Source organism: Pacificoceanicola onchidii, assembly GCF_004804335.1.
GTDB lineage: Bacteria > Pseudomonadota > Alphaproteobacteria > Rhodobacterales > Rhodobacteraceae > Pacificoceanicola > Pacificoceanicola onchidii.
This window is the reverse complement of sequence record NZ_SRXY01000002.1, coordinates 466,495-492,246: the sequence shown is the minus strand read 5'-3', so window position 1 is coordinate 492,246 and position 25,752 is coordinate 466,495. Positions and strand designations below refer to the sequence as shown.

Annotated in this window: 21 protein-coding genes; 14 read left to right on the top strand and 7 right to left on the bottom strand. The window is 59.6% G+C overall.

Annotation, left to right across the window (positions count from 1 at the left end; translation table 11 throughout):
• Positions 1-56 precede the first annotated feature (56 nt).
• From E4662_RS07540 to folD, 6 genes are all read left to right on the top strand, one after another.
• Positions 57-407, top strand: coding sequence for a putative quinol monooxygenase (locus E4662_RS07540; protein WP_136440920.1), 351 nt, complete (start codon positions 57-59; stop codon positions 405-407).
• 120 nt (positions 408-527) lie between these two features.
• Positions 528-1,493 (top strand): LLM class oxidoreductase, encoded by a 966-nt coding sequence (locus tag E4662_RS07535; RefSeq protein WP_206080266.1) that lies wholly within the window; start codon positions 528-530, stop codon positions 1,491-1,493.
• A 352-nt stretch (positions 1,494-1,845) separates the two neighbouring features.
• Positions 1,846-3,534, top strand: coding sequence for an NAD(P)H-dependent oxidoreductase subunit E (locus tag E4662_RS07525; RefSeq protein WP_136440918.1), 1,689 nt, complete (start codon positions 1,846-1,848; stop codon positions 3,532-3,534).
• The gene (fdhF, locus tag E4662_RS07520; RefSeq protein ID WP_136440917.1) at positions 3,534-6,308 is read left to right on the top strand and encodes a formate dehydrogenase subunit alpha; all 2,775 of its coding nucleotides are present in this window, start codon (positions 3,534-3,536) and stop codon (positions 6,306-6,308) included. The genes E4662_RS07525 and fdhF overlap by 1 nt, the downstream gene beginning before the upstream one ends.
• Positions 6,309-6,340: 32 nt before the next feature.
• Entirely contained in the window at positions 6,341-8,017 is a 1,677-nt protein-coding gene (locus tag E4662_RS07515) for a formate--tetrahydrofolate ligase (protein ID WP_136440916.1), read from the top strand.
• A gap of 87 nt (positions 8,018-8,104) precedes the next feature.
• On the top strand, positions 8,105-8,995 hold the full coding sequence (gene folD, locus E4662_RS07510) for a bifunctional methylenetetrahydrofolate dehydrogenase/methenyltetrahydrofolate cyclohydrolase FolD (protein ID WP_136440915.1): 891 nt from the start codon (positions 8,105-8,107) through the stop codon (positions 8,993-8,995).
• Between the two features lie 68 nt (positions 8,996-9,063).
• On the opposite strand, the gene E4662_RS07505 is transcribed toward folD, so the two are convergent.
• Positions 9,064-9,909 (bottom strand): DMT family transporter, encoded by an 846-nt coding sequence (locus E4662_RS07505; RefSeq protein WP_136440914.1) that lies wholly within the window; start codon positions 9,907-9,909, stop codon positions 9,064-9,066.
• A gap of 149 nt (positions 9,910-10,058) precedes the next feature.
• On the opposite strand from E4662_RS07505, the gene E4662_RS07500 reads away from it, so the two are divergent.
• Together E4662_RS07500 and E4662_RS07495 are read left to right on the top strand one after the other, a co-directional pair.
• On the top strand, positions 10,059-12,440 hold the full coding sequence (locus E4662_RS07500; protein WP_136440913.1) for a trimethylamine N-oxide demethylase: 2,382 nt from the start codon (positions 10,059-10,061) through the stop codon (positions 12,438-12,440).
• A gap of 3 nt (positions 12,441-12,443) precedes the next feature.
• Positions 12,444-12,851 (top strand): group II truncated hemoglobin, encoded by a 408-nt coding sequence (locus tag E4662_RS07495; protein WP_136440912.1) that lies wholly within the window; start codon positions 12,444-12,446, stop codon positions 12,849-12,851.
• Positions 12,852-12,965: 114 nt separating this feature from the next.
• On the opposite strand, the gene E4662_RS07490 is transcribed toward E4662_RS07495, so the two are convergent.
• Positions 12,966-14,309, bottom strand: a complete 1,344-nt coding sequence (locus tag E4662_RS07490; RefSeq protein WP_136440911.1) for an NAD(P)-binding domain-containing protein — start codon at positions 14,307-14,309, stop codon at positions 12,966-12,968.
• Between the two features lie 159 nt (positions 14,310-14,468).
• Between E4662_RS07490 and E4662_RS07485 the strand changes: the two genes are divergently transcribed.
• Positions 14,469-15,761: an ABC transporter substrate-binding protein gene (locus E4662_RS07485; RefSeq protein WP_136440910.1), complete on the top strand. Its 1,293-nt coding sequence runs from the start codon at positions 14,469-14,471 to the stop codon at positions 15,759-15,761.
• Positions 15,762-15,805: 44 nt separating this feature from the next.
• Here the strand turns inward: E4662_RS07485 and E4662_RS07480 are convergent, their stop codons facing one another.
• From E4662_RS07480 to E4662_RS07460, 5 genes are all read right to left on the bottom strand, one after another.
• On the bottom strand, positions 15,806-16,525 hold the full coding sequence (locus tag E4662_RS07480) for a FadR/GntR family transcriptional regulator (RefSeq protein WP_136440909.1): 720 nt from the start codon (positions 16,523-16,525) through the stop codon (positions 15,806-15,808).
• 113 nt (positions 16,526-16,638) lie between these two features.
• Entirely contained in the window at positions 16,639-17,967 is a 1,329-nt protein-coding gene (glnT, locus tag E4662_RS07475; protein WP_136440908.1) for a type III glutamate--ammonia ligase, read from the bottom strand.
• Between the two features lie 70 nt (positions 17,968-18,037).
• On the bottom strand, positions 18,038-19,384 hold the full coding sequence (locus E4662_RS07470) for an FMN-binding glutamate synthase family protein (RefSeq protein WP_136440907.1): 1,347 nt from the start codon (positions 19,382-19,384) through the stop codon (positions 18,038-18,040).
• 11 nt (positions 19,385-19,395) lie between these two features.
• Complete coding sequence (locus E4662_RS07465; protein WP_136440906.1) at positions 19,396-20,073, bottom strand: GltB/FmdC/FwdC-like GXGXG domain-containing protein; 678 nt, start codon at positions 20,071-20,073, stop codon at positions 19,396-19,398.
• A 1-nt stretch (position 20,074) separates the two neighbouring features.
• Entirely contained in the window at positions 20,075-20,971 is an 897-nt protein-coding gene (locus E4662_RS07460; protein ID WP_136441047.1) for a class II glutamine amidotransferase, read from the bottom strand.
• A gap of 208 nt (positions 20,972-21,179) precedes the next feature.
• Here E4662_RS07460 and E4662_RS07455 point away from each other — a divergent pair, with 208 nt between their 5' ends.
• The 5 genes from E4662_RS07455 (at position 21,180) to E4662_RS07440 (ending at position 25,749) form a co-directional block, all read left to right on the top strand.
• Complete coding sequence (locus tag E4662_RS07455; protein WP_136441046.1) at positions 21,180-22,565, top strand: ammonium transporter; 1,386 nt, start codon at positions 21,180-21,182, stop codon at positions 22,563-22,565.
• Positions 22,566-22,579: 14 nt separating this feature from the next.
• A complete protein-coding gene (locus E4662_RS24025; RefSeq protein WP_168797921.1) occupies positions 22,580-22,750 on the top strand; it encodes a hypothetical protein in 171 nt (56 codons plus the stop codon).
• Between the two features lie 193 nt (positions 22,751-22,943).
• Positions 22,944-24,095, top strand: coding sequence for an aminomethyl transferase family protein (locus E4662_RS07450; RefSeq protein ID WP_136440905.1), 1,152 nt, complete (start codon positions 22,944-22,946; stop codon positions 24,093-24,095).
• Between the two features lie 62 nt (positions 24,096-24,157).
• Positions 24,158-24,766: a dimethylamine monooxygenase subunit DmmA gene (gene dmmA, locus E4662_RS07445; RefSeq protein WP_136440904.1), complete on the top strand. Its 609-nt coding sequence runs from the start codon at positions 24,158-24,160 to the stop codon at positions 24,764-24,766.
• Entirely contained in the window at positions 24,763-25,749 is a 987-nt protein-coding gene (locus tag E4662_RS07440; protein WP_136440903.1) for a PDR/VanB family oxidoreductase, read from the top strand. The genes dmmA and E4662_RS07440 overlap by 4 nt, the downstream gene beginning before the upstream one ends.
• Positions 25,750-25,752 lie beyond the last annotated feature (3 nt).

Genomic DNA, 25,752 nt, shown 5'->3' with positions numbered 1-25,752 from the left:
GCGGCTGTCGCACCCGCGGCGGCTGCAACCACAAGGACACCAAAGGGAAACGGCACATGTTTGAAAACATCGGTTGGATTGTCGAAGCACAGATCGCGGACGGAAAGCACTCCGAATTCAAGGGGATCGTCGAAGAGATTGTCGCGGCCACCCGCGCGGAAGGCGGCACTTTGAACTATCAGTATTACGTCACGGATGACGGCGCGGTTCTGGTCTACGAGCGGTTCGCCAATGCGGACTCCGCCCATACGCATATCAGCAACTGGGACAATTTCGCAGAGCGTTGGCTCGCCGCCGCCCCGGCCACGCGAATGGTCTACCTTGGCGATATTCCGCAGGACATCAAAGACCGCCACGCTGCGATTTCGACCAAGGAATACAAGCCCTTCAACGGGTTTGCGCGCTAAGCGCGACGATACGCACAACAGGGCGCGCAAATGCCTTCGTGCCGTGGCCGGAGGGACATCCACCGGCCACGCTTGAAGCGTTTTTTGCGATCGGTGCGGTACTCAAAGGGAAGCGATACCATGATCCAGACAGGTCCCATCGAAGCGTTCCAGCGCATCAATCGCGGATACAACTCGATTTTCCGCGCAGGCCGGTTGAGCATCGGGCTTGTGGTCCCGCTTGAAACCTATGCAACGGGGCCGGTGCCGATGATGCAGGACCAGCTCAAGCGCATCCGGCTGGCGGAAGCGTTGGGGTTTTCGGCTGTCTGGCTCCGCGATGTGCCTTTCAACGTGCCCTCCTTCGGGGACGCAGGCCAGATCTATGATCCCTTCGTTTATCTTGGACTTCTGGCCGGGCAGACCAGCCGCATCGCGCTTGGCGTGGGGAGTATTGTTCTGCCTTTGCGGCATCCCGCGCATGTTGCCAAGTCTGCCGCCAGCGTTGACGACCTGTCCGATGGTCGGCTGATCCTCGGCGTCGCATCGGGGGATCGTCCGGAAGAATACCCCGCCATGGACCTGCCGTATCAGGAGCGTGGCGAAAAGTTCCGCGAAAGCTATGCGTATATCCGCCGGATGGGAGAGCAGCGCCCGGCTTTTGAAGGACTGTATGACAGCCTGAACGGGCTGGACATGTTGCCCAAGCCGGTTGGTGGCAAGCTGCCCCTGTTGATCACCGGTGCCTGTCAGCAATCACCGGATTGGCTTGCCCGGCATGGCGACGGCTGGATGGTCTATCCGCGCCCCGTCGAGGAACAGCAAATCGCCATCGCAGAGATGCGCGGAGCGGCCACGCGGGCGGGTCAGCCGCCAAAGCCGGTCTTGCAGCCGTTGTATATTGACCTGCTGCCGGATGATGCGAGCCCGCCGCGCCCCATTCACCTTGGGTATCGCCTCGGGGTGCAGGCTCTGAGAACGCATCTGAAATCCATGGAAGAGGCGGGCATCAACCATGTCGCGCTGAATCTCCGGTTCAATCAGCTGGATCTGGAGCAGACCCTGAGGGTGATTGCCGATCAAATTCTGCCGCACTTCGCGGACTGATTTCGCGGCCACGGGCTGCGCGCTGCGCGTCCGGAAAACCAAAAAACAGGGCGCTTCATCGCCAAAACGCGCGGCATGACACAACGCTGCTTCATCAATTGGCAGGCGGATCCGTCCAACGGATGTCCGCCTGCTGGCGTCTGCGCGGCCACGTCCAACCGATTGATCCATGATTCCACGTCGCGCACGCGGGCCACCGCTCGGAGGGCGCAGATACGCATGTTTCCGATGCGCAACGTTCTGAACAGCGGGCGAATGGAACGGGCCGTTTGATGAAAATTTCCGCGGGCGGTCGGGTTGACTGATGGGAAAAAAAGTTGAACAAAAGGAAAGTCAGCCATAGGGGAAACGAATGACTCAACCTGTTCGCGAAGGTGTGTGGAAGTCCGGAAAGGGCAAAGGGCGGCACACGCCCAAAGGGCGCCAGCTGGATGATACCGCGCTTGATCAGGTCCGCGCCTTGATTGGCGAGGGTCCGCATCCGCGCGACATGCTGATCGAATACCTGCACAAGATTCAGGATACCTATGGCCACCTCTCTGCCGCCCATATCCGGGCCTTGGCCGAAGAAATGCGCACGGGTCAGGCGGAAGTCTATGAAGTTGCTTCGTTTTATGCGCATTTTGACGTGGTGCGCGAAGGGGAAATCCCGCCCCCGGCGCTGACCATCCGGGTGTGTGATAGCCTGTCCTGCGAACTGGCTGGATCGCAGCAGTTGCAGAAGGCCCTGGAAGACGGGTTGGACCCGTCTGCGGTTCGTGTTGTCCGCGCGCCGTGCATGGGGCGTTGCGATACGGCTCCTGTGCTGGAACTGGGGCACAATCACATCGACCATGCGACCTTGGAAAAAGTGCAGGGCGCGATTGCCGCAGACGACACCCATGCGCATGTGCCTGACTATGAAACATACGCCGATTACACCGCCAAGGGCGGCTATGAGGTTCTGAAAGAACTGCGCGCCCGGGGTGATTGGGAAGCGGTGCAGGCCAAGGTGAAAGAGGCGGGGCTGCGCGGTCTTGGCGGCGCGGGATTTCCGTCGGGCACCAAATGGGGTTTTGTCCGCGCCAACGAAGGTCCGCGCTATCTGGCGGTGAACGGCGATGAAGGGGAACCGGGAACTTTCAAGGACCGCTACTATCTGGAACGCACGCCCCATGTCTTTCTGGAAGGCATGTTGATCGCGGCCTGGGCCGTGGAGGCTGAAAAAGCCTTTATCTACATGCGCGACGAATACCCCGCCGTGCTGGACATTCTCCGGCGCGAAATCGCCGCTCTGGAAGACGCGGGTCTTGTCGAGGCAGGCTATATCGACCTGCGTCGCGGGGCGGGGGCCTACATCTGCGGCGAAGAAAGCGCGATGATCGAGAGCATCGAAGGCAAACGCGGCGAGCCACGCCACCGTCCGCCGTTTGTGGCGCAGGTCGGCATCTTCGGTCGACCGACCTTGGTGCACAACGTCGAGACGCTCTATTGGGTCTGCAAGATCTCCCGCGAGGGGCCGGAGTGCCTTAACGCGGTTGAGAAAAACGGCCGCATCGGACTGCGGTCCTACTCGGTGTCCGGCCGGGTGAAGGCCCCCGGCGTCTACCTGTTGCCCGCAGGGTCTACGATCACCGACATCATCGACGCAGCAGGTGGCATGCTCGATGGTCACAGCTTCAAGGCCTATCAGCCCGGAGGCCCTTCGTCCGGTCTGTTGCCTGCTTCCATGAATGACATCTCGCTGGATTTTGACACGCTGCAACCGCATGGCACGTTTATCGGCTCTGCGGCGGTGGTGGTTTTGTCTGACCAGGACAGCGCCAGGCAAGCGGCGCTGAACATGCTGCGTTTCTTCGAGGATGAGAGCTGCGGCCAGTGTTCGCCCTGCCGCGTGGGCTGTGAGAAAGCCGTGAAACTGATGAGCCAGGACACGTGGGACACAGGCCTTCTGGAAGACCTCAGCCAAACCATGGTGGATGCCTCGATCTGCGGTCTCGGACAGGCCGCGCCGAACCCGATCCGACTGACCATCAAGCATTTTGCCGAGGAGATTAACTAATGTCCGAGCGTATCAAATTCACAATGGATGGGCAGGACGTCGAAGCCGCTGCGGGTGAGACGATCTGGGAAGTCGCCAATGGCCGGGGTTTGGTGATCCCACACCTGTGTCACAAACCAGCGCCCGGCTATCGCCCGGACGGCAACTGCCGCGCCTGTATGGTCGAGATCGAAGGCGAGCGCACGCTGGCCGCGTCCTGCATTCGCGAACCCAGTGAAGGCATGGTGGTGCACACCAGTTCGGCCCGCGCGGAGAATGCGCGGAAAATGGTCGTCGAAATGCTGGTCGCGGATCAGCCGCCCCGCGAAGAAAGCCGTGACAAGTCCAGCCATCTTTGGGACATGGCGGATCTGGCCGGGGTTTCCGAAAGCCGCTTTCCCAAGCTCGAAGAAGGCCGCATCCCGCTTCTGGACGACAGCCATGTGGCGATGAAGGTCAACCTGGATGCCTGCATTTCCTGTGGTCTGTGCGTGCGCGCCTGCCGCGAAGTGCAGGTCAATGATGTGATCGGCATGGCGGGCCGCGGCCATGACGCCTATCCGACCTTTGATATTTCCGACCCCATGGGCGCATCGACCTGCGTGGCGTGCGGCGAATGTGTGCAGGCCTGCCCAACAGGGGCCCTGATGCCGTCAACCGTGATGAATGACGCGCAGGTGGGGGACAGCAAGGACTACGATTCCGAGACCGAAAGCGTCTGCCCGTTCTGCGGTGTGGGCTGCAAGGTCAGCCTGAAAGTCAAAGACGGCAAGGTCAAATACGTTGAAGGCATCAACGGTCCGGCGAACGAAGGGCGCCTCTGCGTCAAAGGACGCTTTGGGTTTGACTACATTCACCACCCGCATCGGCTAACCAAACCGTTGATCCGCCGCGACGATGCCCCGGCCAAGGGGCTTAACGTGGATCCGGGCAATCTGGGCACCCACTTCCGCGAAGCCAGCTGGGAAGAGGCGATGGATCTGGCGGCGCAGGGCTTGATCCGTCTGCGCGATGAGAACCCGAAGACTGTTGCCGGTTTCGGCTCTGCCAAATGCACCAACGAAGAGGCCTACCTTTTCCAGAAGTTCATCCGGCAGGGGTTCCGGCACAATAACGTCGATCACTGCACGCGGCTGTGCCACGCATCGTCTGTTTCGGCCCTGATTGAAAACGTGGGGTCCGGGGCCGTCACGGCGACCTTCAACGAGATCGAAAATGCCGATGTGGCGATTGTGATCGGGGCAAACCCGATCGAAAATCACCCGGTGGCGGCGACCTATTTCAAACAGTTCACCAAGCGCGGTGGCAAGCTGATCGTGATGGACCCGCGCGGCGTTGGCCTGCGCCGTTTTGCCGATGAGATGCTGCAATTCCGACCCGGCGCGGATGTTGCGATGCTGAACTCGATCATGAATGTGATTGTCGAGGAAGAGCTGTACGACAGCCAGTATATCCACCGCTGGACGGAAAACTGGGCGGCGGAGAAAGAGCACCTGAAAGACTTCTCGCCGGAAGCGATGAAGGAGATTTCCGGCATCAGCCCGGACCAGATCCGCCGCGTCGCGCGGACCTTTGCGCAGGCCAAGGCCGGTCTGATCTTCTGGGGCATGGGGGTTTCGCAGCATATCCACGGAACAGACAACTCCCGCTGCCTGATCAGCCTTGCCCTGATGACAGGAAACGTTGGCAAACCGGGGGCGGGCCTGCACCCGCTCCGAGGGCAGAACAACGTTCAGGGGGCCTCTGACGCCGGTTTGATCCCGATGTTCCTGCCGGATTACCAGACGGTTACGTCGGATGAGGTGCGCAAGTCCTTCACCGATGTTTGGGGTGGCGATGATTTTTCCGACGAAAAAGGCCTGACGGTCACAGAGATCGTCGACGAGGTTTATGCGGGCAACATCAAGGGCATGTACATTCAGGGTGAAAACCCGGCCATGTCGGATCCCGATGTCGAACATGCGCGGGACGCTTTCGCCAAACTCGACCTGCTGATCGTGCAGGACATTTTCCTTACGGAAACCGCGAATTACGCCGACATCATCCTGCCCGCGTCTGCGCTTTACGAAAAGAACGGAACCGTCTCCAACACGAACCGTCAGGTGCAGCGGGTTCGTCCGGCTGTGGCGCCTCCGGGCGCGGCGCGGGAAGACTGGAAAATCACCGTGGAGTTGGGTCAGCGCATCGGCTTGCCGTGGGATTACAAGGACGTGTCCGAGGTCTTTGCCGAGATGAAGCTGAACATGAAGTCGCTCGACAATATCACCTGGGAGCGTCTGGAAACGGAAACCATCACCTATCCGTCTTTGCACGAAACCGATCCGGGACAGGCGATTGTGTTCGGCGATGGCTTCCCGCGTGAGGACGGCCGGGCCCGATTCACACCGGCCAGCGTGATTGCCCCGGACGAGGCCCCGGACGCGGACTATCCGATGATCATGACAACGGGGCGGCAGCTTGAGCATTGGCACACCGGGTCAATGACCCGCCGCTCGCTGGTGCTGGACCATGTGGAGCCTGAGGCAAACTGTTCGCTGAACCCCAAAACCCTGCGTCGTCTGGGCATTGAGCCGGGCGAGATGCTGCGTCTGACCACGCGGCGCGGCAGCATCGACATCATGGCCCGCGCTGATCGCGCCATTGCCGAGGACATGGTCTTTGTTCCCTTCGCCTATGTCGAGGCGGCGGCAAATATCCTCACCAACCCGGCAATTGATCCTTACGGGAAGATCCCGGAATTCAAGTTCTCTGCCGTTAAAGTCGAAAAAATTCAACAAGATATAGCGGCTGAATAACCTTCTATCCATACCAACAAGGACCACCAGAAATGGCGTTTAAAACCGACATCGAAATTGCACGCGAAGCGAACAAGAAGCCGATCCAGGAGATTGGTGCGAAGATTGGCATGTCCAATGACGACCTGCTGCCCTATGGCCATGACAAGGCGAAGATCAGCCAGGAGTTCATCAACTCCGTCAAGGACAAGGAAGACGGCAAGCTGATCCTCGTCACAGCGATCAACCCAACCCCGGCGGGTGAAGGCAAGACCACAACCACCGTCGGTCTGGGCGATGGTCTGAACCGCATTGGTAAAAACGCGACGATCTGCATCCGCGAAGCCTCCCTCGGCCCGAACTTCGGCATGAAGGGTGGGGCCGCTGGCGGCGGGATGGCGCAGGTTGTGCCCATGGAAGAAATGAACCTGCACTTCACGGGCGACTTCCACGCGATCACCTCCGCGCACTCCTTGCTCTCTGCGATGATCGACAACCACATCTACTGGGGCAACGAGCAGAACATCGATATCCGCCGTGTCGCCTGGCGGCGGGTCGTTGACATGAACGACCGCGCTCTGCGTCAGATCACGGCGTCTTTGGGCGGCGTGGCAAACGGCTTCCCGCGTGAAACCGGCTTTGACATCACCGTGGCCTCCGAGGTCATGGCGATCCTGTGCCTGGCGAATGACCTGAAGGATCTGGAAAAGCGTCTGGGCGATATCATCGTGGCCTACCGCCGTGATAAATCCCCGGTGTACTGCCGTGACATCAAGGCAGAGGGCGCAATGACCGTTCTGCTGAAAGACGCGATGCAGCCGAACCTTGTGCAAACACTGGAAAACAACCCGGCGTTTGTTCACGGCGGCCCGTTCGCCAACATCGCGCATGGCTGTAACTCCGTCATCGCAACCAAAACCGCGTTGAAGGTGGCGGATTACGTTGTCACCGAAGCCGGCTTTGGTGCGGACCTTGGCGCCGAGAAGTTCATGAACATCAAATGCCGCAAGGCCGGCCTCGCACCCGACGTTGTGGTGGTTGTGGCAACGGTGCGCGCCATGAAGATGAACGGCGGCGTTGCAAAAGCGGACCTTGGGACGCCGAATGTTGAAGCGGTTGAGAACGGCTGTGCAAACCTCGGACGTCACATCGAGAACGTGAAGTCCTTCGGCGTGCCTGTTGTGGTTGCGATCAACCACTTCGTCACCGACACGGACGAGGAGGTGCAGGCGGTCAAGGATTACGTGGCTGGCCACGGCTGTGAAGCAATCCTGTCCCGTCACTGGGAACTGGGGTCCGAAGGCTCCGCCCCGCTGGCTGAGAAAGTTGTGGAACTGGCAGATTCCGGCGTCGGGGCCTTTGCGCCGATCTACCCGGACGAGATGCCGCTTTTCGAAAAGATCGAGACCATCGCAAAGCGCATCTACCGCGCGGACGAGGTTCTGGCAGACAAGAAAATCCGCAACCAGCTGCGCGAGTGGGAAGAGGCCGGTTACGGCAACCTGCCGGTCTGCATGGCGAAGACCCAGTACAGCTTCTCCACCGATCCGAACCTGCGCGGCGCGCCGACAGGTCACTCCGTGCCGGTGCGCGAGGTGCGCCTTTCGGCAGGTGCGGGCTTCATCGTTGTTGTCTGCGGCGAGATCATGACCATGCCGGGTCTGCCGCGCAAACCGGCCTCGGAATCGATCTGCCTGAACGATGACGGTCAGATCGAAGGTCTGTTCTAAGTCTTTGAAAGTGATGCGCGGTCCTTGCTTCAGGGGCCGCGCAATTCAGCCTCAAACAGTGAATACTCGAAGATAAGGACTGACGTGATGACCGCTCAGATTATCGACGGCAAAGCCTTTGCCGCAACCGTCCGTGAAAAAGTCGCAGGCCATGTCGCGCGGCTGAAGGAAGAGAACAACGTGACGCCGGGGCTTGCGGTTGTGCTGGTCGGTGAAGACCCGGCAAGCCAGGTTTATGTCCGCTCCAAAGGCAAGCAAACGGTCGAAGTCGGCATGAACAGCTACGAGCACAAGCTGGACGCCGATACGTCCGAAGAGGATCTGCTGGCGGTCGTAAACAAGTTGAACAATGACCCGGACGTGCATGGTATTCTCGTGCAACTGCCGCTGCCGGACCATCTGAACGAAGACCTCATCATCAACTCCATTGATCCGGCCAAGGATGTGGACGGGTTTCACATCTCCAACGTGGGCCTCTTGGGCACCGGTCAGAAATCCATGGTGCCCTGTACCCCGCTGGGGTGTCTCATGATGCTGCGTGACCACCATGGGTCCTTGTCGGGGATGGATGCGGTTGTGATCGGCCGGTCCAACATCGTCGGCAAACCCATGGCCCAGCTTCTGCTGGGGGATAGCTGCACCGTGACCATCGCCCATTCCCGCACCAAGGACCTGCCCGAGGTCGTGCGCCGCGCTGACATTGTCGTGGCCGCCGTGGGCCGCCCGGAAATGGTGCTGGGAGATTGGATCAAGGAAGGCGCGACGGTGATCGACGTGGGTATCAACCGCATCGAGCGCGACGGCAAAAACAAGCTGGTCGGCGACGTCGACTTCGCAAGCGCGTCCGAGAGGGCAGGGGCCATTACACCGGTGCCCGGCGGGGTTGGTCCCATGACCATCGCCTGCCTCCTGGCCAACACCGTAACGGCCTGCTGCCGTGCCAATGGCTTGGCAGAACCGGAAGGTTTGACGGCCTGAGTTTCCTCGTCGTCGTTCCCCTTCGGCGGCACAGACTGAAGCCCGGGGTCTCCCCGGGCTCTTTTTGTTCATAGGGACAGGTAGCCAATGCCCGAGAAGGCGAGCAGGCAGCCCGCGATCTGCAGTTTGTTCAGCCGCTCCCCCAGAAAGAGCCATGCCAGGAAAATCGTGAAAATTCCGAATGTTGCCGCAGAAACCGAGGCGAACGCAGGATTGGGAAGCTCTGCGGCAGAAATGATGCTCAGCAAGGCGATACTGTCCAGAAAACCCATTGCGCAGAGCAGCCATAGCGCCTTTGGGTCGAACCGCCATTCCGCCTTGATCACCGCCATGACCCCGGTCAGCAGGGCAAGCGTGGTGAACCGGGTCATCAGCGATGAGAGCAACTCGTCCGACAGGACCGCCGCGACCTGGCCAAAGTGAAAAGTCAGCGCAAAGCCGCAGGACGACAGCAGGGCCAGCAGGATGGTCGGCAGTTTGGCCGGGGTCTCTTCGGTGTCCCCCTTGGTCAGAGACACCACAAGCCCGACGCCCACCACCACCACGGCGATCCCGAGGATCTGGCCGGGTTCCAGACGGGCTCCGCCGAAGAAGGCGAACAGCAAGGTCAGAACCGGAAAGGTGGCGACCAGAGGCGCAACCAGTCCCACAGGCCCGCGTTTCAGCGAGAAATACAGCCCCAGATTGGCCGTCAGGAAGGCCACGCCCGCCACCGCGCAGGCATAGATGGCCTCCTCCGACAATTGAATTGGAGCGTCGCGACCCATCAGGATGCCGGCTTGCAACAGCGCTCCAACCGTCAATGCAACGAACAGGGCCGCCAGCATGGGCACCGTGCGGCTCAGATACCGAATCGAGAAATCATGCAGTCCCCAGCACAGCGCCGCGACCAAACCAAAAAGGATCGCGCTCATATATTAAGCTTCTGAGAAAGCGTATGAATTTTTATCATCACGCGCGCCCTTATGCTTGCGGTGTGGATAAGGTGTGATATTCTTCTTATTAAATATTTATTCCACTAATGCAAATCCATGTCAGACGAAAGGCATGAAGGAGGGCGTGCGTGTTGGATGATCTCTATCCGAAGGTCGTGAAAGGACCGCCAAGGCCAAGCGGCATTCATGAGCCGCGTGTGTTCTCGATGCCGCCGGGCATGGAACGCTATGTTGTCGAAGGCTGCGGCGCGATTTTGCTGCGGCTGGAAACAGGCGACACGCTCAGCGTTCAAAACACCGAAGGCGGGCAGGTGTGTGAAGTGGTCTGCACCACCGATGGTGGCAAGTCTGATCCGGGCATGCTGGGCGAAACCGGCCATGGTCCTGCGGCAGGTCTGCAGCGCCTCATGGTGTCAAACGATGCGTCCCTGCGGTCCATGCGGATGGGGTTGGACGCGCGCGGCATTGATCTGGCGACGGTGTCGGCGATCCATCTGTTCGAAAGCACCACGCCAGCCGGGACGGAGGCCACGTTCACCGCAAGCCGCGACGGCGTGGTGATCATTGCAGCGCCCCATCCCAACGCCTCGGGCGCCATGGATTACGAATTGCAGGACACGGCCACCCCTTTGACCGTGATGGTCAAACGCGCCGTGATCAAACAGGTCGCGAAGTTCGAACTGCCTGATCCGCTGGCGGAGCCGGTCCAGGAAGTGCGGGTGCATTCCGCCACCGCAGAGGCTTATTTCGTCAAAGCCGGGGATTATATCCAGATCATCGACGTGGACGGCCGCCAATGTACGGATTTCGAGTGTTTCTCGGCCCGTAAACTGGACAAGGGGATCGAGCATGCGCTCGATGTGACCACAACCCGGACCTTGATGGGCCACGCCTATCCAATGCCCGGCCTGCACGCGAAATACTATGATCAGGAGATGGTGCCGCTGGTGGAGGTGGTGCAGGACACCTGTGGGCGCCATGACGCTTTCGCCTTGGCGTGCACCGCGAAATACTACGACGACATCGGCTATCCGGGCCATGTCAACTGTTCGGACAATTTCAACCGCGCCTTGTCCGAGTATGACATCACCGGCCGTCCGGGTTGGATGGCGATCAACTTCTTCTTCAACACCGGCATTGATGATCATGGCGTGATGTATGCGGATGAACCTTGGTCCCGTCCGGGTGATTACGTTTTGCTGCGCGCCTTGACTGATCTTGTCTGTGTCAGTTCGGCTTGCCCGGACGATACCACCGCTGCCAACGGCTGGAACCCCACAGACATCCACGTCCGCACCTACAGCGGAGAAGAGAAATTCAGCCGCGCCATTGCAATGCGCGCGACGCCCGACTCGGAGCCAAAAATGACCAAGCAAACCGGTTTCCATGCGTGTTTTGCAGAGCACACGCGAAATTTTGTGGAATACAACGGCTATTGGCTGGCCAACTGCTTTGGCGACGCCGGGCCGATCCAAGAATACCACGCCTGCCGCAACGATGTGGTGGTGATGGACCTGTCGGCATTGCGCAAGTTCGAGATCACCGGCCCCGATGCCGAAGCGCTGTGCCAATACGTGTTCACCCGCAACATGAAAACGCTTGCCGTTGGGGGCGTTGTCTACACGGCCATGTGTTACGAGCACGGCGGCATGATTGATGACGGCACAGTGTTCCGTCTGGGCAAGGATAACTTCCGCTGGATCGGTGGCAGCGATTATGGCGGGGAATGGATCCGCGAGCAGGCCGAAAAGCTGGGCCTGAAAGTTCTGGTCCGCTCTTCCACGGATCAGCTGCACAACGTCGCTGTTCAGGGTCCGAAGAGCCGGGATCTGCTGAGGAAAATCTGCTGGACCGCGCCGCACAATCCCGAGTTTGACCAGCTGGCCTGGTTCCGCCACACACCGGCACGCCTCAACAATGAACTTGGCACGCCGTTTGTCGTGTCGCGCACCGGGTATACGGGGGAGCTTGGCTATGAAGTCATGTGTCACCCGAAAGACTGCAAAGAAATCTTTGACGCGATCTGGGAGGCCGGTCAGGAGTTTGGCATCAAACCCATGGGGCTGGAGGCGCTGGACATGGTGCGCATCGAAGCGGGCCTGATCTTTGCGGACTATGATTTCAGCGATCAGACCGATCCGTTTGAGGCCGGGATCGGCTTTACGGTTCCGCTAAAGTCCAAGCCCGACGACTTCATCGGGCGGGATGCCTTGATCCGGCGCAAGGAGAACCCGCAGCGCAAACTGGTTGGCCTGGACATCGACAGCAACGTCGAGGTGGCCCATGGCGATTGCGTGCGCATTGGCCGTGCGCAGATCGGAGAAATCACCTCGTCCATGCGCTCGCCTTTGCTGGGCAAGAATATCGCGCTGGCGCGGGTGGATGTTGCCCATCACGGAGTGGGCACGGAAGTGGAAGTCGGCAAGCTGGACGGCCATCAGAAACGCCTGCCGGCCACAATCGTACCCTTCGCCCATTACGATCCGCAAAAGACCAAGCCGAGGTCTTGAGGCATGCGCGCCTTCATAGATGAACTCGGCGGCGAAGAGGTGCTGCATCAGCTCGTGAACCGGTTTTATGACCGCATGGAAAGTGATCCGGAGGTGCATGAACTGCACCGCCTGCACTTTCGGGGGCACGGGCTGAACCACACGCGTCAAGCGCAGTTCGAGTTCCTCTGCGGGTTTCTCGGGGGGCGTCAATATTACCGCGAACGCTTTGGCCACATGAACCTGCGCGAGATCCACGCGCATGTTCCCATTCGTCAGAATGATGTCGAGATGTGGCTGGATACTTTTGACAAGGCTCTCGAAGACTGCGCTCTTCGGGGCGCTGCGGTGGACAAGCTCAGGGCGACGTTGACGCGGGCGGCCAACATGCTGGCCAATGACGTGCCGGATTGGCGTGTGGCATCCGGCTGACGCGCGCGCACCGACGTTTTCATCTCATGACTTGAAGAAAAGCGAAAACCGCCGTTGGGCGGTTTCAAAGGTTATGCGTGCCCGCCGGGGTGAAACCCGGCGGGCACGCACACATCAGTTTTGCAGATACACTTCGAGGGTATCGTCCAGCGCGTCTTTCCACGGTGTGTGGTGAACAGGCGCCATGGTGCCGGTGATGACCGATTTATAGCTGTTGTTGCGGAACGCCATGATGTCCTCGGCCTTGTGGCCTTTCCATTCAAAGAAGGCCTGGCAGGCACCGTCGATATCAAAGCTCGGATAGTCGGTTTCCGCGACCAGTTCTTTGACATAGGCGGCCTGATACTTGATGGCGTATTTCACGTCATCGCTGGCCTCTTCGCGTTCCTCGCGCTCCTTGACGTCGGCCAGCAGGGTCTCCTTGTCCGCCGGGATCTCGAGCTTGCCCATGATCGCGTCCCGGACCCACCAGGCCTGCGCGTCGAACATGTTGAAGGTGAACCATTGGTCCTGCATGCCCAGATAGAACATCTTCGGGTTATGCGCATAAACGACGCCCTTGTAGAGATCCGCCGCCGCCAAACGGTTCGCGGTCTTCAGGCGCAGATCGTCGGGCAGGAAGTTGAAGAAGTGCTTGTACCCGGTGCACAGGATGATCGCGTCGATCTTCTTCTCCGAGCCATCGACGAAGTAGACCGTGTTGCCCTCAACCCGTTCGACGCCGACTTTCTCTTCCCAGTTCTCCGGCCAGTCAAAGCCCATGGGGGCAGAGCGGTAGGAAGAGGTGATGGATTTTGCGCCGTATTTCCAGCACTGGGAACCAATGTCCTCGGCGGAGTAGGAGGCCCCGACCACAAGGATGTCCTGACCTGCGAACTCGCGCGCGTCGCGGAAGTCATGGGCGTGCAGGATGCGGCCGTTAAACGAGTCAAACCCTTCATAGAAAGGCACGTTTGGCGTCGAGAAGTGACCGGTTGCGCAGATCACATGGTCGAAATCTTCGCTGTAGGTGGTGTCCTTGGTGTGATCGTGGACGGTGACGGTAAAGTTGCCTTTGTCCTCGTTGTAGTTCACCCAGCGGATCACCGAGTTGAAGCGGATCCAGTCGCGCACATTGGCCTTTTTCACGCGGCCTTCGATATAGTCGAACAGGACGGCGCGCGGCGGATAAGAGGCGATCTGCTTGCCGAAATGCTCCTCGAAAGAATAGTCGGCAAACTCCAGACCCTCTTTCGGGCCGTTGGACCACAGGTACCGGTACATCGAACCGTGGCAGGGCTCGCCATTGTCATCCAGCCCGGTGCGCCAGGTGTAGTTCCACAGGCCACCCCAGTTTTCCTGCTTCTCGAAGCAGACGATTTCCGGGATGTCCTCGCCTTTGGCTTTTGCGGATTGAAAGGCGCGCAGCTGTGCGAGGCCGGACGGTCCGGCTCCGAGAATGGCGACACGTTTGGTCATGGGGAAGCTCCCTGGTGGTTGCAATTGGTACTTTTTGGTTCATTTGGTTTGGACCAATTAGGGTACCAGAATTCACTACCTGTCAATAAGATTCACTGTAGGGAAAAGTTTTATTTTTCCATTTGCGGTCGTCAGAGCCTTGAGGCACTGGATTGATCCATGAATGACCCAAGCCTTGCACAATTTTTGGCCGTCACGGGAACACTGCCCAAGCAGGACCAGCTCGCTGCGCGTGCCGTAAAGGTTGGGTTTCTGGCGCCGCTCAGCGGTCCGGTCGAAAGCTGGGGCTTGCCGGGACTCTATGGCACGACGCTTTGGGCGGAACGGTTGAATGACGAAGGCGGCTTGCTGGTCGGGACGCAACGCCACCGGGTCGAAATCATAAGCTATGACACGCAGGATGATCCGGAACGCACAGCGCGCGGCGCGCAGAAGCTGGTGGATCAGGACCGGGTCTGCCTGCTGATGACACTGGGCGGAACGACTTTGCGTGCGGTGCAGCCCTACCTGAACGCGCGCAAAGTGCTGACAACAACGCTGTTGCCATCGGACCTGTCCCCGGACACGCCGTATTTGATCGCGCCCAGCGAAACGCACCCTGTTTATGTGGTCACTGGCGTCCAGTACATCTGCCGCACGGTAAAGCCCAGGAAGGTGGCGCTCTGCGCGCAGATCGACGCCATGGGGCTGCCCAGCCTTGCCGCCTACCGCGCGGCCTTCAAGGCAGAAGGGGTCTCGCTCTGTACCGAGGTAACGTACCAGCCGCGCGATGCCGAGAATCGGGCGGACTCCATCGTCGCCGAGATGATGGCCTTGGAGCCGGACGTGCTGTGCTGGTGCACGAGCTACCCGAGCATGGTGCACGCCCTGACCGAAGCCGCCTACAGGGCGGGGTTCAAAGGGTCCATCCTCTCCTGTACCGCGGATGGCTATAAGCGTCTGATAGAGCGCACATCGCCGGAGTTCATGGAAGGATTCACCTTCCAGTTCCCCGACTTTGATGATCCTGCGCTGGCCGATCGGGCCTTCTTTGAAAAACCGGGTCATTTCTATCACGACTACAACCAGCGCTTCCCGGACCAGTGGAGCGCGGTGAGTTGGGAATACGCGGCGATCCTCGATCTGTGGCGCGCTGCGGTGCAACGCGCCAGCACGGTCTCCCCGATGTCAGTTCTGGCGGCCATGAAGGTGGGCGGGCGCGCGACCCACGCCTTCGGGGCGGCCAAATGGTGGGGGCGCGAGTTCTTCGGCATCGACAACGCTTTGGTCGGAGACTGGCCGGTGGTCCAGATCCGGGACGGCAAGGCCCGCATCATGCGGTTCGATTCCGTGATCGACTGGCTCGAGGCACATGAATCCGAACTCAAGGCGGAAATGCAGTCCTTGGGTCAGATGTGGCAACAGCGCTCCGCCGATCCCGGGCCCATGATGCCCCGAACGCTGGGGGCCTGACCTATCGGGTTCTTCTGGCGGTGTTTGAGCAAGACACGCTGCGGTCAGAAATCCTGAAGCAGCAGCCGTTGTTCTTCGATCAAATGCAGGCGGATGAACTCCACGGCCCGTTCAATGTCCCGTGACGCCACCGCGTTGAACAGGCTGTTGTAACGGCGCTGGTAATCTTCGATCCGCGCCGGTGTCAGGTGCCGGCGCAGGTGCGCCACGCGAAAGCTCTGGCGGCAACAGTCGATGACCATGTCGTAACAGCTGGCCAGCAACGGGTTTCCTGTGCCTTCGGCCAGCTTGCGGTAGAAGTCTTCTTCCAGCTGTACAAAGGCCTCTGCATCGGTCCGCACAGCTTCGATTTTTGTCAGGGTTTCTTCCAGCGCTTCGATCTGCCGGGGCGACATGTTCATCACCGCCAGACGCACGATTTCAGGTTCCAGTACCCCTCGGGTGACCTGCAAATTCAGCGGAGACGTTTCCGCGCCAACCTTGGAATGGGTGAGCGGCCCCTGGTCGGACTTGGGATTGACGAAGCTGCCGGATCCCGGACTGCGGCGAATAAGCCCTTGTTTCTCCAAGACATCCAGAGCTTCCCGCACCGTGTTTCGGGCGACGCTCAGATCCGATGCAAGCATGCGCTCCGAAGGAAGACGTTGATCCACCCCGTATTCGCCCGACTGGATGCGCTGGAACAGCACATCGACCACCTTCTGAACCGTCGCACTGACATTGTGAGACGCAGACAAGCGGCCGTCGGGAACTGGGTTGAGCATGTGAAAAACTCCGGCTGTCAACGCCTTCAGCTTAATCAAGACAACCGCGAGTTACAAAACAAAAGACCGCGCCGAACAAACGGCGCGGCCTTCGTCGAAGCAGCTGGATTGCCTCAGATATCGAGCGTGTTCTCGCGCTCCCAGGCCGAGAAATGGGACACAAAAGAGTTCCATTCCTGCAGCTTCATTTTCAGGTAGGCGTCGGAGAACTCCTTGCCCATCGCCTCTTTCAGACCTTTGTCGCGGTCATAAGCCCGCAGCGCGTCCAGCATGTTGAGCGGCAGCTTGGGCGCGCCCTTGATCTTGAAGCCTTCGGCATACATGTCGATGTCATGGCGTTTGCCGGGGTCGGCCTTGGAGCGGATGCCGGACAGGCCCGCCGCAATGATGACCGCCTGCAGCAGGTAGGGGTTTGCGGCCCCGTCCGGCAGACGCAGCTCAAACCGGCCCGGGCCCGGAACACGCACCATGTGGGTGCGGTTGTTGCCGGTCCATGTCACCGTGTTCGGAGCCCAGGTGGCGCCGGAGGTGGTGCGCGGCGCGTTGATCCGCTTGTAGCTGTTCACGGTCGGGTTGGTGATCGCCGCCAATGCAGAGGCGTGCTTCATGATCCCGCCAAGGAAGTGTTTGCCGCGCTCGGACAGGCCAACTTCACCGGTTTGCCCTTCGCCTTCTCCGGCAAAGACATTTGTCTTGGACTCCGCGCCCGGCGCGTCCCAGACCGAGATGTGCGCGTGGCAGCCATTGCCCGTCAGGCCTTCGATCGGCTTTGGCATGAAGGTCGCGCGGTAGCCGTGCTTTTCCGCCACCGATTTGGTCATGAACTTGAAGAAGCTGTGCTTGTCGGCGGTCTGGAGAACGTCGTCAAACTCCCAGTTCATCTCGAACTGGCCGTTGGCGTCTTCGTGGTCGTTCTGATACGGGCCCCAGCCCAGTTCGAGCATGTAGTCACAGATTTCGCGCACCACGTCATAGCGGCGCATGACCGCCTGCTGATCGTAGCAGGGCTTTTCCGCCGTATCGAACGGATCGCTGATCTGATCCCCCTGCGGTGTCAGCAAAAAGAACTCGGCTTCGATGCCGGTCTTGACGTGCAGGCCTTCTTCGGCGGCTTCCGCAATCAGGCGGCGCAGCACGTTGCGCGGGGCCTGCGCCACGTCTTCACCTTCCATCACGCAGTCTGCCGCAACCCATGCGACATCACGCTGCCACGGCAGTTGGATGACCGAGGACGGGTCAGGCACCGCCAGCATGTCCGGGTGAGCGGGGGTGAGGTCAAGCCAGGTCGCAAACCCTGCAAAACCCGCGCCGTCTTCTTGCATGTCGGCAATCGCCTGGGCGGGAACCAGTTTTGCGCGTTGACCTCCGAAGAGGTCAGTGAACGAGATCATGAAGTACTTTACGTCGTTTTCCTTGGCAAAGGCAGCCAGATCAGTTGTCATTTCGAACTTCCTGTTTTTTGAATTTTTATAAGTATTTAGGGCGCAACGAGAGGAAGTTGCGCCCTTTTACTCAGTAGCTGGTTCCGGGTTTGCCGGGGTACCAATCGGTGCCCGCAAGCGGCACTTTGGCCATGGCTGCGGCTTCCAGCGTGATGGCACAGAGGTCTTCCGGCTCAAGATTGTGCAGATGGTTCTTGCCACAGGCACGGGCGATGGTTTGCGCCTCAAGAGTCATGACGTTGAGGTAGTTGCGCAGGCGGCGGCCGCCGTCTACCGGATCAAACCGCGCCATCAGATCAGGATCCTGCGTGGTGATGCCCGCCGGGTCCTGGCCTTCATGCCAGTCATCATACGCGCCGTTGGTGGTGCCGAGCTTCTGATACTCGTCTTCCCAGCGGGGATCGTTGTCGCCCAGAGCAATCAGGGCCGCGGTCCCGATGGCAACCGCATCCGCGCCAAGCGCCATGCATTTGGCAACGTCCGCGCCGGTGCGCACACCGCCGGACACGATCAGCTGCACTTCGCGGTGCATGCCCTGATCCTGCAACGCGCGAACCGCTTCACGGATACAGGCAAGGATCGGCTGGCCGACGTGCTCGATGAACACATCCTGCGTGGCCGCGGTGCCGCCTTGCATGCCGTCCAGAACAACAACGTCTGCACCAGCTTTCACCGCGAGCGTCGTGTCAAAGTAGGGGCGGGCGCCGCCAACCTTGATGTAGATCGGCTTTTCCCAGTTGGTGATTTCGCGAAGTTCAAGAATCTTGATCTCGAGATCATCCGGGCCGGTCCAGTCCGGGTGACGACAGGCGGAGCGCTGGTCGATGCCTTTGGGCAGGTTGCGCATTTCCGCAACGCGGTCGCTGATCTTCTGACCCAGCAACATGCCGCCGCCGCCCGGCTTCGCGCCTTGGCCGACCACAACTTCGATTGCGTCCGCCTTGCGCAGGTCATCGGGGTTCATGCCGTAGCGAGACGGCAGATACTGGTACACCAGTTTGGTGGAGTGCCCGCGCTCTTCCGGGGTCATGCCGCCGTCGCCGGTGGTGGTGGAGGTGCCTGCCATGCTGGCGCCGCGCCCCAGTGCTTCCTTGGCCGGGCCGGAAAGGGCGCCAAAGGACATGCCTGCAATGGTGATCGGCGTGTCGATCACGATCGGCTTCTTGGCGAACCGTGTGCCGAGCGTCACCTTGGTCTCACATTTCTCGCGATAGCCTTCCAGCGGGTAGCGCGAAATCGAGGCGCCCAGGAACAGCAGATCATCAAAATGCGGCACCTTGCGCTTCGCGCCGCCGCCTCTGATGTCATAGATCCCCGTGGCCGCCGCACGACGGATTTCGGAGTTCACATTCTGCGAAAAGGTCGCCGACTGAACGGGCAGGGTCTGTGGAGGACCGTCATTTTGGGAGTTATTCATGTCACCGCCCCTTAATAAGCATTGTCGATTTTGAAGTTGTAGAGCTGACGCGCCGAGCCGTAGCGTTTGAACTCTTCCGGTTTGGCATCGCTGCCGGCGCGCGCCAGAAGATCCGTCAGGATCTCGATGTGTTCCGGGCGCATCTCTTTCTCGATGCAATCCGCTCCCAGGGATTTGACGGAGCCACGCACGAACAGCCGCGCTTCATAGATCGAATCGCCAAGAGCATCCCCGGCATCACCGCAAACCACGAGGTTGCCGGACTGCGCCATGAAGGCGGACATGTGGCCAATGTTGCCATGAACAACAATGTCGATGCCCTTCATGGAGATGCCGCAGCGCGAAGAGGCGTTGCCCTTGACGACAAGCAGGCCGCCGTTGCCGGTGGCTCCGGCGTATTGGCTGGCGTCGCCTTCAACGACGACCGTGCCGCTCATCATGTTTTCCGCAACGCCGGGACCTGCAGAGCCATGCACATGCACGGTGGCCTGTTTGTTCATGCCGCCGCAGTAGTAGCCGGTCGAGCCTTTGATGTTCACCTCGATCGGCGCATCAAGCCCAACGGCAATGGCATGGCTGCCCCTTGGATTGACGACTTCCCATTTGGTTTGGTTCGTCTCCTCGGACTGCGCATGCAGGGTCGAGTTCAATTCACGCAGCCCTTCCGCTGCCAAGTCGAATGTCTGCATTTTAGTGGTTCCAGAAGTAAACTGTTGCGGGTTCCGGCTCCCAGACGCGGGCGTCCTCGATGCCGGGGAGATTCACGAGCGCGCGGTACTCGCTGCCAAAGGCAACATACTGGTCGGTCTCCGCCATAACCGCGGGCTTGCATGCGATGGGATCGCGCACGACGCCAAAGCCATCCTTGGTGCCGACAACGAAGGTGAAGAACCCGTCGAGATCATCCAGCGAGCTTTCCAGCGCTTCGCCAAGTGTCGCACCGTTCTGCATTTTCCAGGTCAGATAGGCGGCGGCAACTTCACTGTCGTTCTGGGTTTCGATGTGAACACCCTGACGGCGCAGCCTGCGGCGCAGGGAGTTGTGATTCGACAGCGAGCCGTTGTGAACGAGGCATTGGTCCAGACCAGTGTTGAACGGGTGGGCGCCCATGGTTGTGACGGCTGATTCGGTTGCCATGCGGGTATGGCCGATGCCGTGGGACCCGTTCATGGCACTTACATTGAAGCGTTCTGCCACATTTTTAGGCAAACCCACTTCTTTGTAGATTTCGAGGCTGTCGCCTGTGCTCATCACCCGAATGGGCGTTTCCATGGCTTCGATTGCAGACCGCATTTGAGCCAATTTGTCAGCTGGTCCAACCAGAACCGCATGGGTGTCCTTGACGGTGATTCCCACCTCTGCACCCAGTGCTTCGGACAGGGTTTCCGCGAGCCCGGCAAAGCTTGTTTCCGGGGTGTCCGACTGAACCGTGATCTTGCTATAAGATGTTGATTCATCGTTATAAATTGCAATTCCCGCGCTGTCTGGGCCCCGATCAGTCATTGTGATCAGCATGTCCGTCAGCAGTGCGCCGAGCTGTGGCTCCAACGCTTTGTCCTTCAGAAATAATCCGACGATCCCGCACATAAGCGATCTCTCCATTTTGTTTCGCACCAATGGCGCCTTTCCGGACGCTAGCACCAAAGTTTGGGCGGCTCAACTGCGAGGAAACTTTTTTTCTTTACATGCAAAAAATTCTAGCCGGGCCGGGCATAACGTGCTTCCTTCCGGACCAGCGTCTGCGTGCACGACAGGACAGATGAGACGCAAAGCAACAGACATCACGGAGGATATCGTGGAAGAACAACTCGCTGAACTTGCCGCTCAGGTGGCGGCAATTGAGGCTAAGGGGAACATGACAAATACAATGTTCGCCGAGGCCTATTATTATCTAACGATCCCGCTCATGGTGATCATCCATGCAGGCTTTCTCGCCTATGAGATGGGGGCTTCGCGCGCCAAGAACGCGCTGTCATCGGGTGTGAAGAACATTCTCGCCTTCGCCTTCGTCATCCCGGCGTTCTACTACTTCGGATGGTGGGTATATTGGGCGTTCCCGACAGGGTTCTCGCTCTCTGCGGGGCCAAACGAGATTTCCGGCGCGGGTTACGCTGGCTCGATTGCTCTGGCCTGGGGTGAAAGTTCCAACTTCATGGGGCCGAACACCGAAGACCAGATCGATGGTGTGTTCTGGGGGGCGTTCACGCTCTTCGCCGCAACAACTGCTTCGATCATGTCCGGTGCTGTGATCGAACGGATCCAGACCGTGGGCTTTGTCATTCTCGCCATTATCCTCGGCGGTTTTTCCTGGACGCTTGCGGCGGCCTGGGGCTGGCACGCGGACGGCTGGTTGGTAAACAACTGGGGTGTGCATGACTTTGGTGCCGCTGGTCTTGTTCACGCGGTTGCAGCCTTCTTTGCGCTGGGCGTTCTGATCAACCTTGGTCCGCGCGTCGGCAAGTTCAATGCGGATGGGTCGGCCAATGACATTCCGGGCCACAACATGCCCTTCACCGCAACTGGCCTGATGCTGATCATCGTCGGCTTCTGGGGCTTCCTGATGGCCTGCCTCGTCGTTGGCGGCGAAGCGTGGTCCTGGGGCAGCAACTACAGCACGATCTACGGGACACCGACCAACCTGGGTGCTCTGACCTTCAACATCCTCATGGCTGTGGCTGGCGGGATCATCGGGTCCTGGGTGTTCACCAAAGACCCGTTCTGGATGATGTCCGGCGCGCTGGCGGGGATCATCTCCGCGGCTTCCGGCTTGGATATCTACTACCCGGCAATGAGCTTCATCATCGCGTTTGGCGCGGGTGTTCTGCTGAAGCCCTGTGCGAAAATCCTTGAGGGCTTCGGCATCGACGATGCTGTTGGCGCGGTCACCGTTCACGGCACCATCGGTATCTACGGCATGTTGATGCTTGGCATCTTCGGCTCCGGCTACCCGGCGCTTCTGGGCGACGACGCACCCACGGTTTCCCTCATGGGCCAGCTTGTGGGCGCTGTGGTGTTCATCGCGATCGGTCTGATCACGGGGTACGTCTCATCCCTGGTGCTCAAGATGGTCGGAATGCTGCGCGTCCCCGAAGCGGCGGAAATCGCCGGTCTGGATGCCGTGAAAGTTCCGGCCCAAGCCTACCCCGAAGGCATTCCCGCCTCGGCACCCCCAGCAGAATAAGAAGGAGAAACATCATGGGATTTCCATATGAAACATCAAGCTGGACCGATGTGTCAGGCCCGATCTTCATGGGCGCAGGAACGTCGGCACCAAGCATCTATGCCGTCATCGGCCTCTTGATCTGCATTGGCGCGCTGGCCTTCGGTCAGGCAAAAGAATCCGCGAAATACGCCAAATACAAGTAAGCGAATCGTTGATCTAAAGCCGAAGGGCGGTCCAGGCGGACCGCCCTTTTTTTAGTCAGTTTTTGAACGGCATTTCCGCTTTAGGGCCGTATTTTTGCCTGACAGGAAAAAAATCTGCATTGCAGTGTTGATTTTTGGACCCAATTGGGCCTGAATGCCTTCCAGACACACCAGAATGACAGGGTACTTAGACATGGCCATATTGTGGAGAACATCCGCGCTCGCGCAGCGTCACGCCGAAATCGGCGGAGAGCTGGAAGACTGGAACGGCATGGGAACGGCCTGGTTCTATGACCACACGCCAGAGCGCGCCAAAGCCGACTACGAGGCGATCCGCACCAAGTCCGGTCTCATGGATGTCTCAGGCCTGAAAAAAGTGCACGTGGTTGGCGAAGACGCCGCCTATGTGATCGACCGGGTCACAACCCGGAACGTCGAGAAAATTGCCCCGGGCCGTTCCACATATGCGTCCATTCTGGACAGCCGCGGATTGTTCATCGACGACTGCATCATCTACCACATCGCGGTGAACTCCTGGCTGGTTGTCCACGGTACGGGCACCGGGATGGAGCAGCTGACAACCGTCGCTGCGGGCAAGAACTGCTCGGTGATTTTCGATGACGACCTGCACGACATGTCCCTGCAAGGCCCCAAGGCCGTGGACATCCTTGCGAAAGACGTTCCGGGCATCCGGGATCTGGCCTATTTCGGCCTGATGCAAACCCGCCTCTATGGCAAGGACGTGATGATCTCCCGCACCGGCTATACCGGCGAGCGCGGCTACGAGATCTTCTGCCGCGCCAAAGATGCGGTCGAGATCTGGGACACCATTCTGGAAAAAGGCGGTGACGATGTGCGCCCGACGCAGTTCAGCACGCTGGATATGCTGCGGATCGAATCCTACCTTCTGTTCTATCCGGGCGACAACTCGGAAACCTTCCCCTTTGCGGATGGCACCCCGGCGGGCGACAGCCTGTGGGAGCTGGGCCTCGACTTCACCGTATCGCCCGGCAAGGAGGGCTTCATCGGGGCCGAGAACCACTATGCTCTGGAAGGCAAGGAACGCTTCAAGATTTTCGGTGTGAAACTCAGCGGGTCCGCCATGGATCAGATGGAGATGAACGCGCGCGTGCATCACGATGGCAAAGACGTGGGTGTCATTACCTACGGTCTGTCTTCCGAGCTGAACGGCTATTCGGTTGCCATTGCCCGGTTGGATCCGGCGGTTGCCGTTCCGGGCACCGCGTTGACGGTGGTGCAGCCGGACGGCACCGAGCTTGCGGCCACAGCCGAAGAAATGCCGTTCTACGATCAGGACAAAACGATCCGAACCGCAAAAGGCTAATGTACCAAACCCTTGAGGTGCCCCTTCGGGCACCTCTTTGGCATTAGGGAGAAGACGCCAAAATGTCCAAATTCCAATTCCCCGAAAGCATCATGAGCAGGCCTGTTTACGGCACGCTTGAGCCGCGTTTGGGACATGCGCATCTGTTTGTTGCCGACGCAGAGGGCGCCGAAGCGATCCTCGATCTGGCCAAAAAAGATCCGGGGCTGATGAGCAGCGCCCATATCATTTTTATTCCGCGCGCGACCGGGGAGACCTATGTCGAGCAGCTCAAGGCGCTTCGCCCGGCGCAGTTCTACTCCGGCCCGAGCTATGAAGCGGCGCTGCCGCGTCTGCGCCGCGTCTTTTCGGATGCGAGCATGGGGCTGCAAGTCTATCTGAGCGGTACCGAAGGCCTGATGGGGCAGGCGCAAAGCGAGGCCATGCAGGCCGGTATCGCTCCCGCCGCGATCCAGACCGAGCACCGCGGATCCGTGGCACGCCGCATGCAATGCGTGCACTGCAAAGGCATCACCGAAGACGTGATGACCGATCCCTTTGTCTGTAGCCACTGCGGCCTCAATCTCTTTGTGCGGGATCATTATTCCCGTCGCCTCGCGGCCTACCAGGGCGTTTGTATCGACGCTGAAGACCCCGGAAATGTCCCTGACCCAGTGGAGCTTTACTCATGAGCGCGTCTCCGACCAAAGCCAAGGCAGGTGCCGAGAAAATCTCCGTTGTGGTCAGCGCAAAAGTCCCGGTGAACGATCTGGTCACACGGTTTGAATTCAAGCGTCAGGACGGCGGACCGTTTCCGACATTTTCGGGCGGGGCCCACACGGTTGTCGAGATGAACGACGCCGGTCGCACGCGCCTGAACCCCTACTCGCTGATGAGCGATCCCGAAGACACCGAAACCTACGCGATTTCCGTGCGCCGGGACGACGAAGGGCGGGGCGGTTCCTTGTTCATGCACAACTTCGTCAATGTCGGCGATCAAATGAACATCACCTACCCGGTGAACCTGTTCAATCTGGACCTGCGGGCGCGCAAGCACCTGTTCCTCGCTGGCGGCATCGGCATCACACCGTTTGTTGCCATGAGCAAACAGCTCGACCGGATCGGCGGCAACTGGGAGCTGCACTACGGCGTTCGCAGCGCGGCGCTGGGATCTTATGCTGAAGAGCTCAGCACAAAAAATCCGAACAAGGTGCACGTCTATGAGGACGACAAAGGCGAGGCCATCGCCTTGGAGGCCCTGCTCAACGGTCAGCCGCTCGGCACGCATGTTTACGTCTGTGGCCCCAAAGGCATGATCGACTGGGTGCGCCAAACGGCCAAGCAGGCGGGCTGGCCCGATGACAACGTCCACTTCGAAGAATTTGCCGCGCCCCAACCGGGTGAGCCTTTCGAGGTACGTCTGTGCAAATCGGACCGCACCATCACGGTTGGCGAACACGAAAGCCTGCTCGAAGCGCTGGAGCGCGAAGGCGTTGATGCCCCGTACCTGTGCCGGGGCGGTGCCTGCGGACAATGCGAAACCGACGTGATCCGACACGACGGCGCGTTTGTGCACCGCGACCATTGGCTGGAAGACGAGGTCAAGGCCTCCGGCAAAAAGATCATGCCATGCGTCAGCCGCTTTGTCGGCGCGTCGTTGGAAATTGATCGGTAGGAG

What these genes read in the sequence shown, in the direction of transcription:
- dmmA (WP_136440904.1), top strand. Translation starts at nt 24,158, where the DNA reads ATGTCCAAATTCCAATTCCCCGAAAGCATCATGAGCAGGCCTGTTTAC.
- E4662_RS07495 (WP_136440912.1), top strand. Translation starts at nt 12,444, where the DNA reads ATGCGCGCCTTCATAGATGAACTCGGCGGCGAAGAGGTGCTGCATCAG.
- E4662_RS07470 (WP_136440907.1), bottom strand. Translation starts at nt 19,384, where the DNA reads ATGAATAACTCCCAAAATGACGGTCCTCCACAGACCCTGCCCGTTCAG.
- E4662_RS07440 (WP_136440903.1), top strand. Translation starts at nt 24,763, where the DNA reads ATGAGCGCGTCTCCGACCAAAGCCAAGGCAGGTGCCGAGAAAATCTCC.
- E4662_RS07540 (WP_136440920.1), top strand. Translation starts at nt 57, where the DNA reads ATGTTTGAAAACATCGGTTGGATTGTCGAAGCACAGATCGCGGACGGA.
- E4662_RS24025 (WP_168797921.1), top strand. Translation starts at nt 22,580, where the DNA reads ATGGGATTTCCATATGAAACATCAAGCTGGACCGATGTGTCAGGCCCG.
- folD (WP_136440915.1), top strand. Translation starts at nt 8,105, where the DNA reads ATGACCGCTCAGATTATCGACGGCAAAGCCTTTGCCGCAACCGTCCGT.
- E4662_RS07515 (WP_136440916.1), top strand. Translation starts at nt 6,341, where the DNA reads ATGGCGTTTAAAACCGACATCGAAATTGCACGCGAAGCGAACAAGAAG.
- E4662_RS07460 (WP_136441047.1), bottom strand. Translation starts at nt 20,971, where the DNA reads ATGTGCGGGATCGTCGGATTATTTCTGAAGGACAAAGCGTTGGAGCCA.
- E4662_RS07450 (WP_136440905.1), top strand. Translation starts at nt 22,944, where the DNA reads ATGGCCATATTGTGGAGAACATCCGCGCTCGCGCAGCGTCACGCCGAA.
- glnT (WP_136440908.1), bottom strand. Translation starts at nt 17,967, where the DNA reads ATGACAACTGATCTGGCTGCCTTTGCCAAGGAAAACGACGTAAAGTAC.
- E4662_RS07480 (WP_136440909.1), bottom strand. Translation starts at nt 16,525, where the DNA reads ATGCTCAACCCAGTTCCCGACGGCCGCTTGTCTGCGTCTCACAATGTC.
- E4662_RS07535 (WP_206080266.1), top strand. Translation starts at nt 528, where the DNA reads ATGATCCAGACAGGTCCCATCGAAGCGTTCCAGCGCATCAATCGCGGA.
- E4662_RS07485 (WP_136440910.1), top strand. Translation starts at nt 14,469, where the DNA reads ATGAATGACCCAAGCCTTGCACAATTTTTGGCCGTCACGGGAACACTG.
- fdhF (WP_136440917.1), top strand. Translation starts at nt 3,534, where the DNA reads ATGTCCGAGCGTATCAAATTCACAATGGATGGGCAGGACGTCGAAGCC.
- E4662_RS07525 (WP_136440918.1), top strand. Translation starts at nt 1,846, where the DNA reads ATGACTCAACCTGTTCGCGAAGGTGTGTGGAAGTCCGGAAAGGGCAAA.
- E4662_RS07490 (WP_136440911.1), bottom strand. Translation starts at nt 14,309, where the DNA reads ATGACCAAACGTGTCGCCATTCTCGGAGCCGGACCGTCCGGCCTCGCA.
- E4662_RS07465 (WP_136440906.1), bottom strand. Translation starts at nt 20,073, where the DNA reads ATGCAGACATTCGACTTGGCAGCGGAAGGGCTGCGTGAATTGAACTCG.
- E4662_RS07505 (WP_136440914.1), bottom strand. Translation starts at nt 9,909, where the DNA reads ATGAGCGCGATCCTTTTTGGTTTGGTCGCGGCGCTGTGCTGGGGACTG.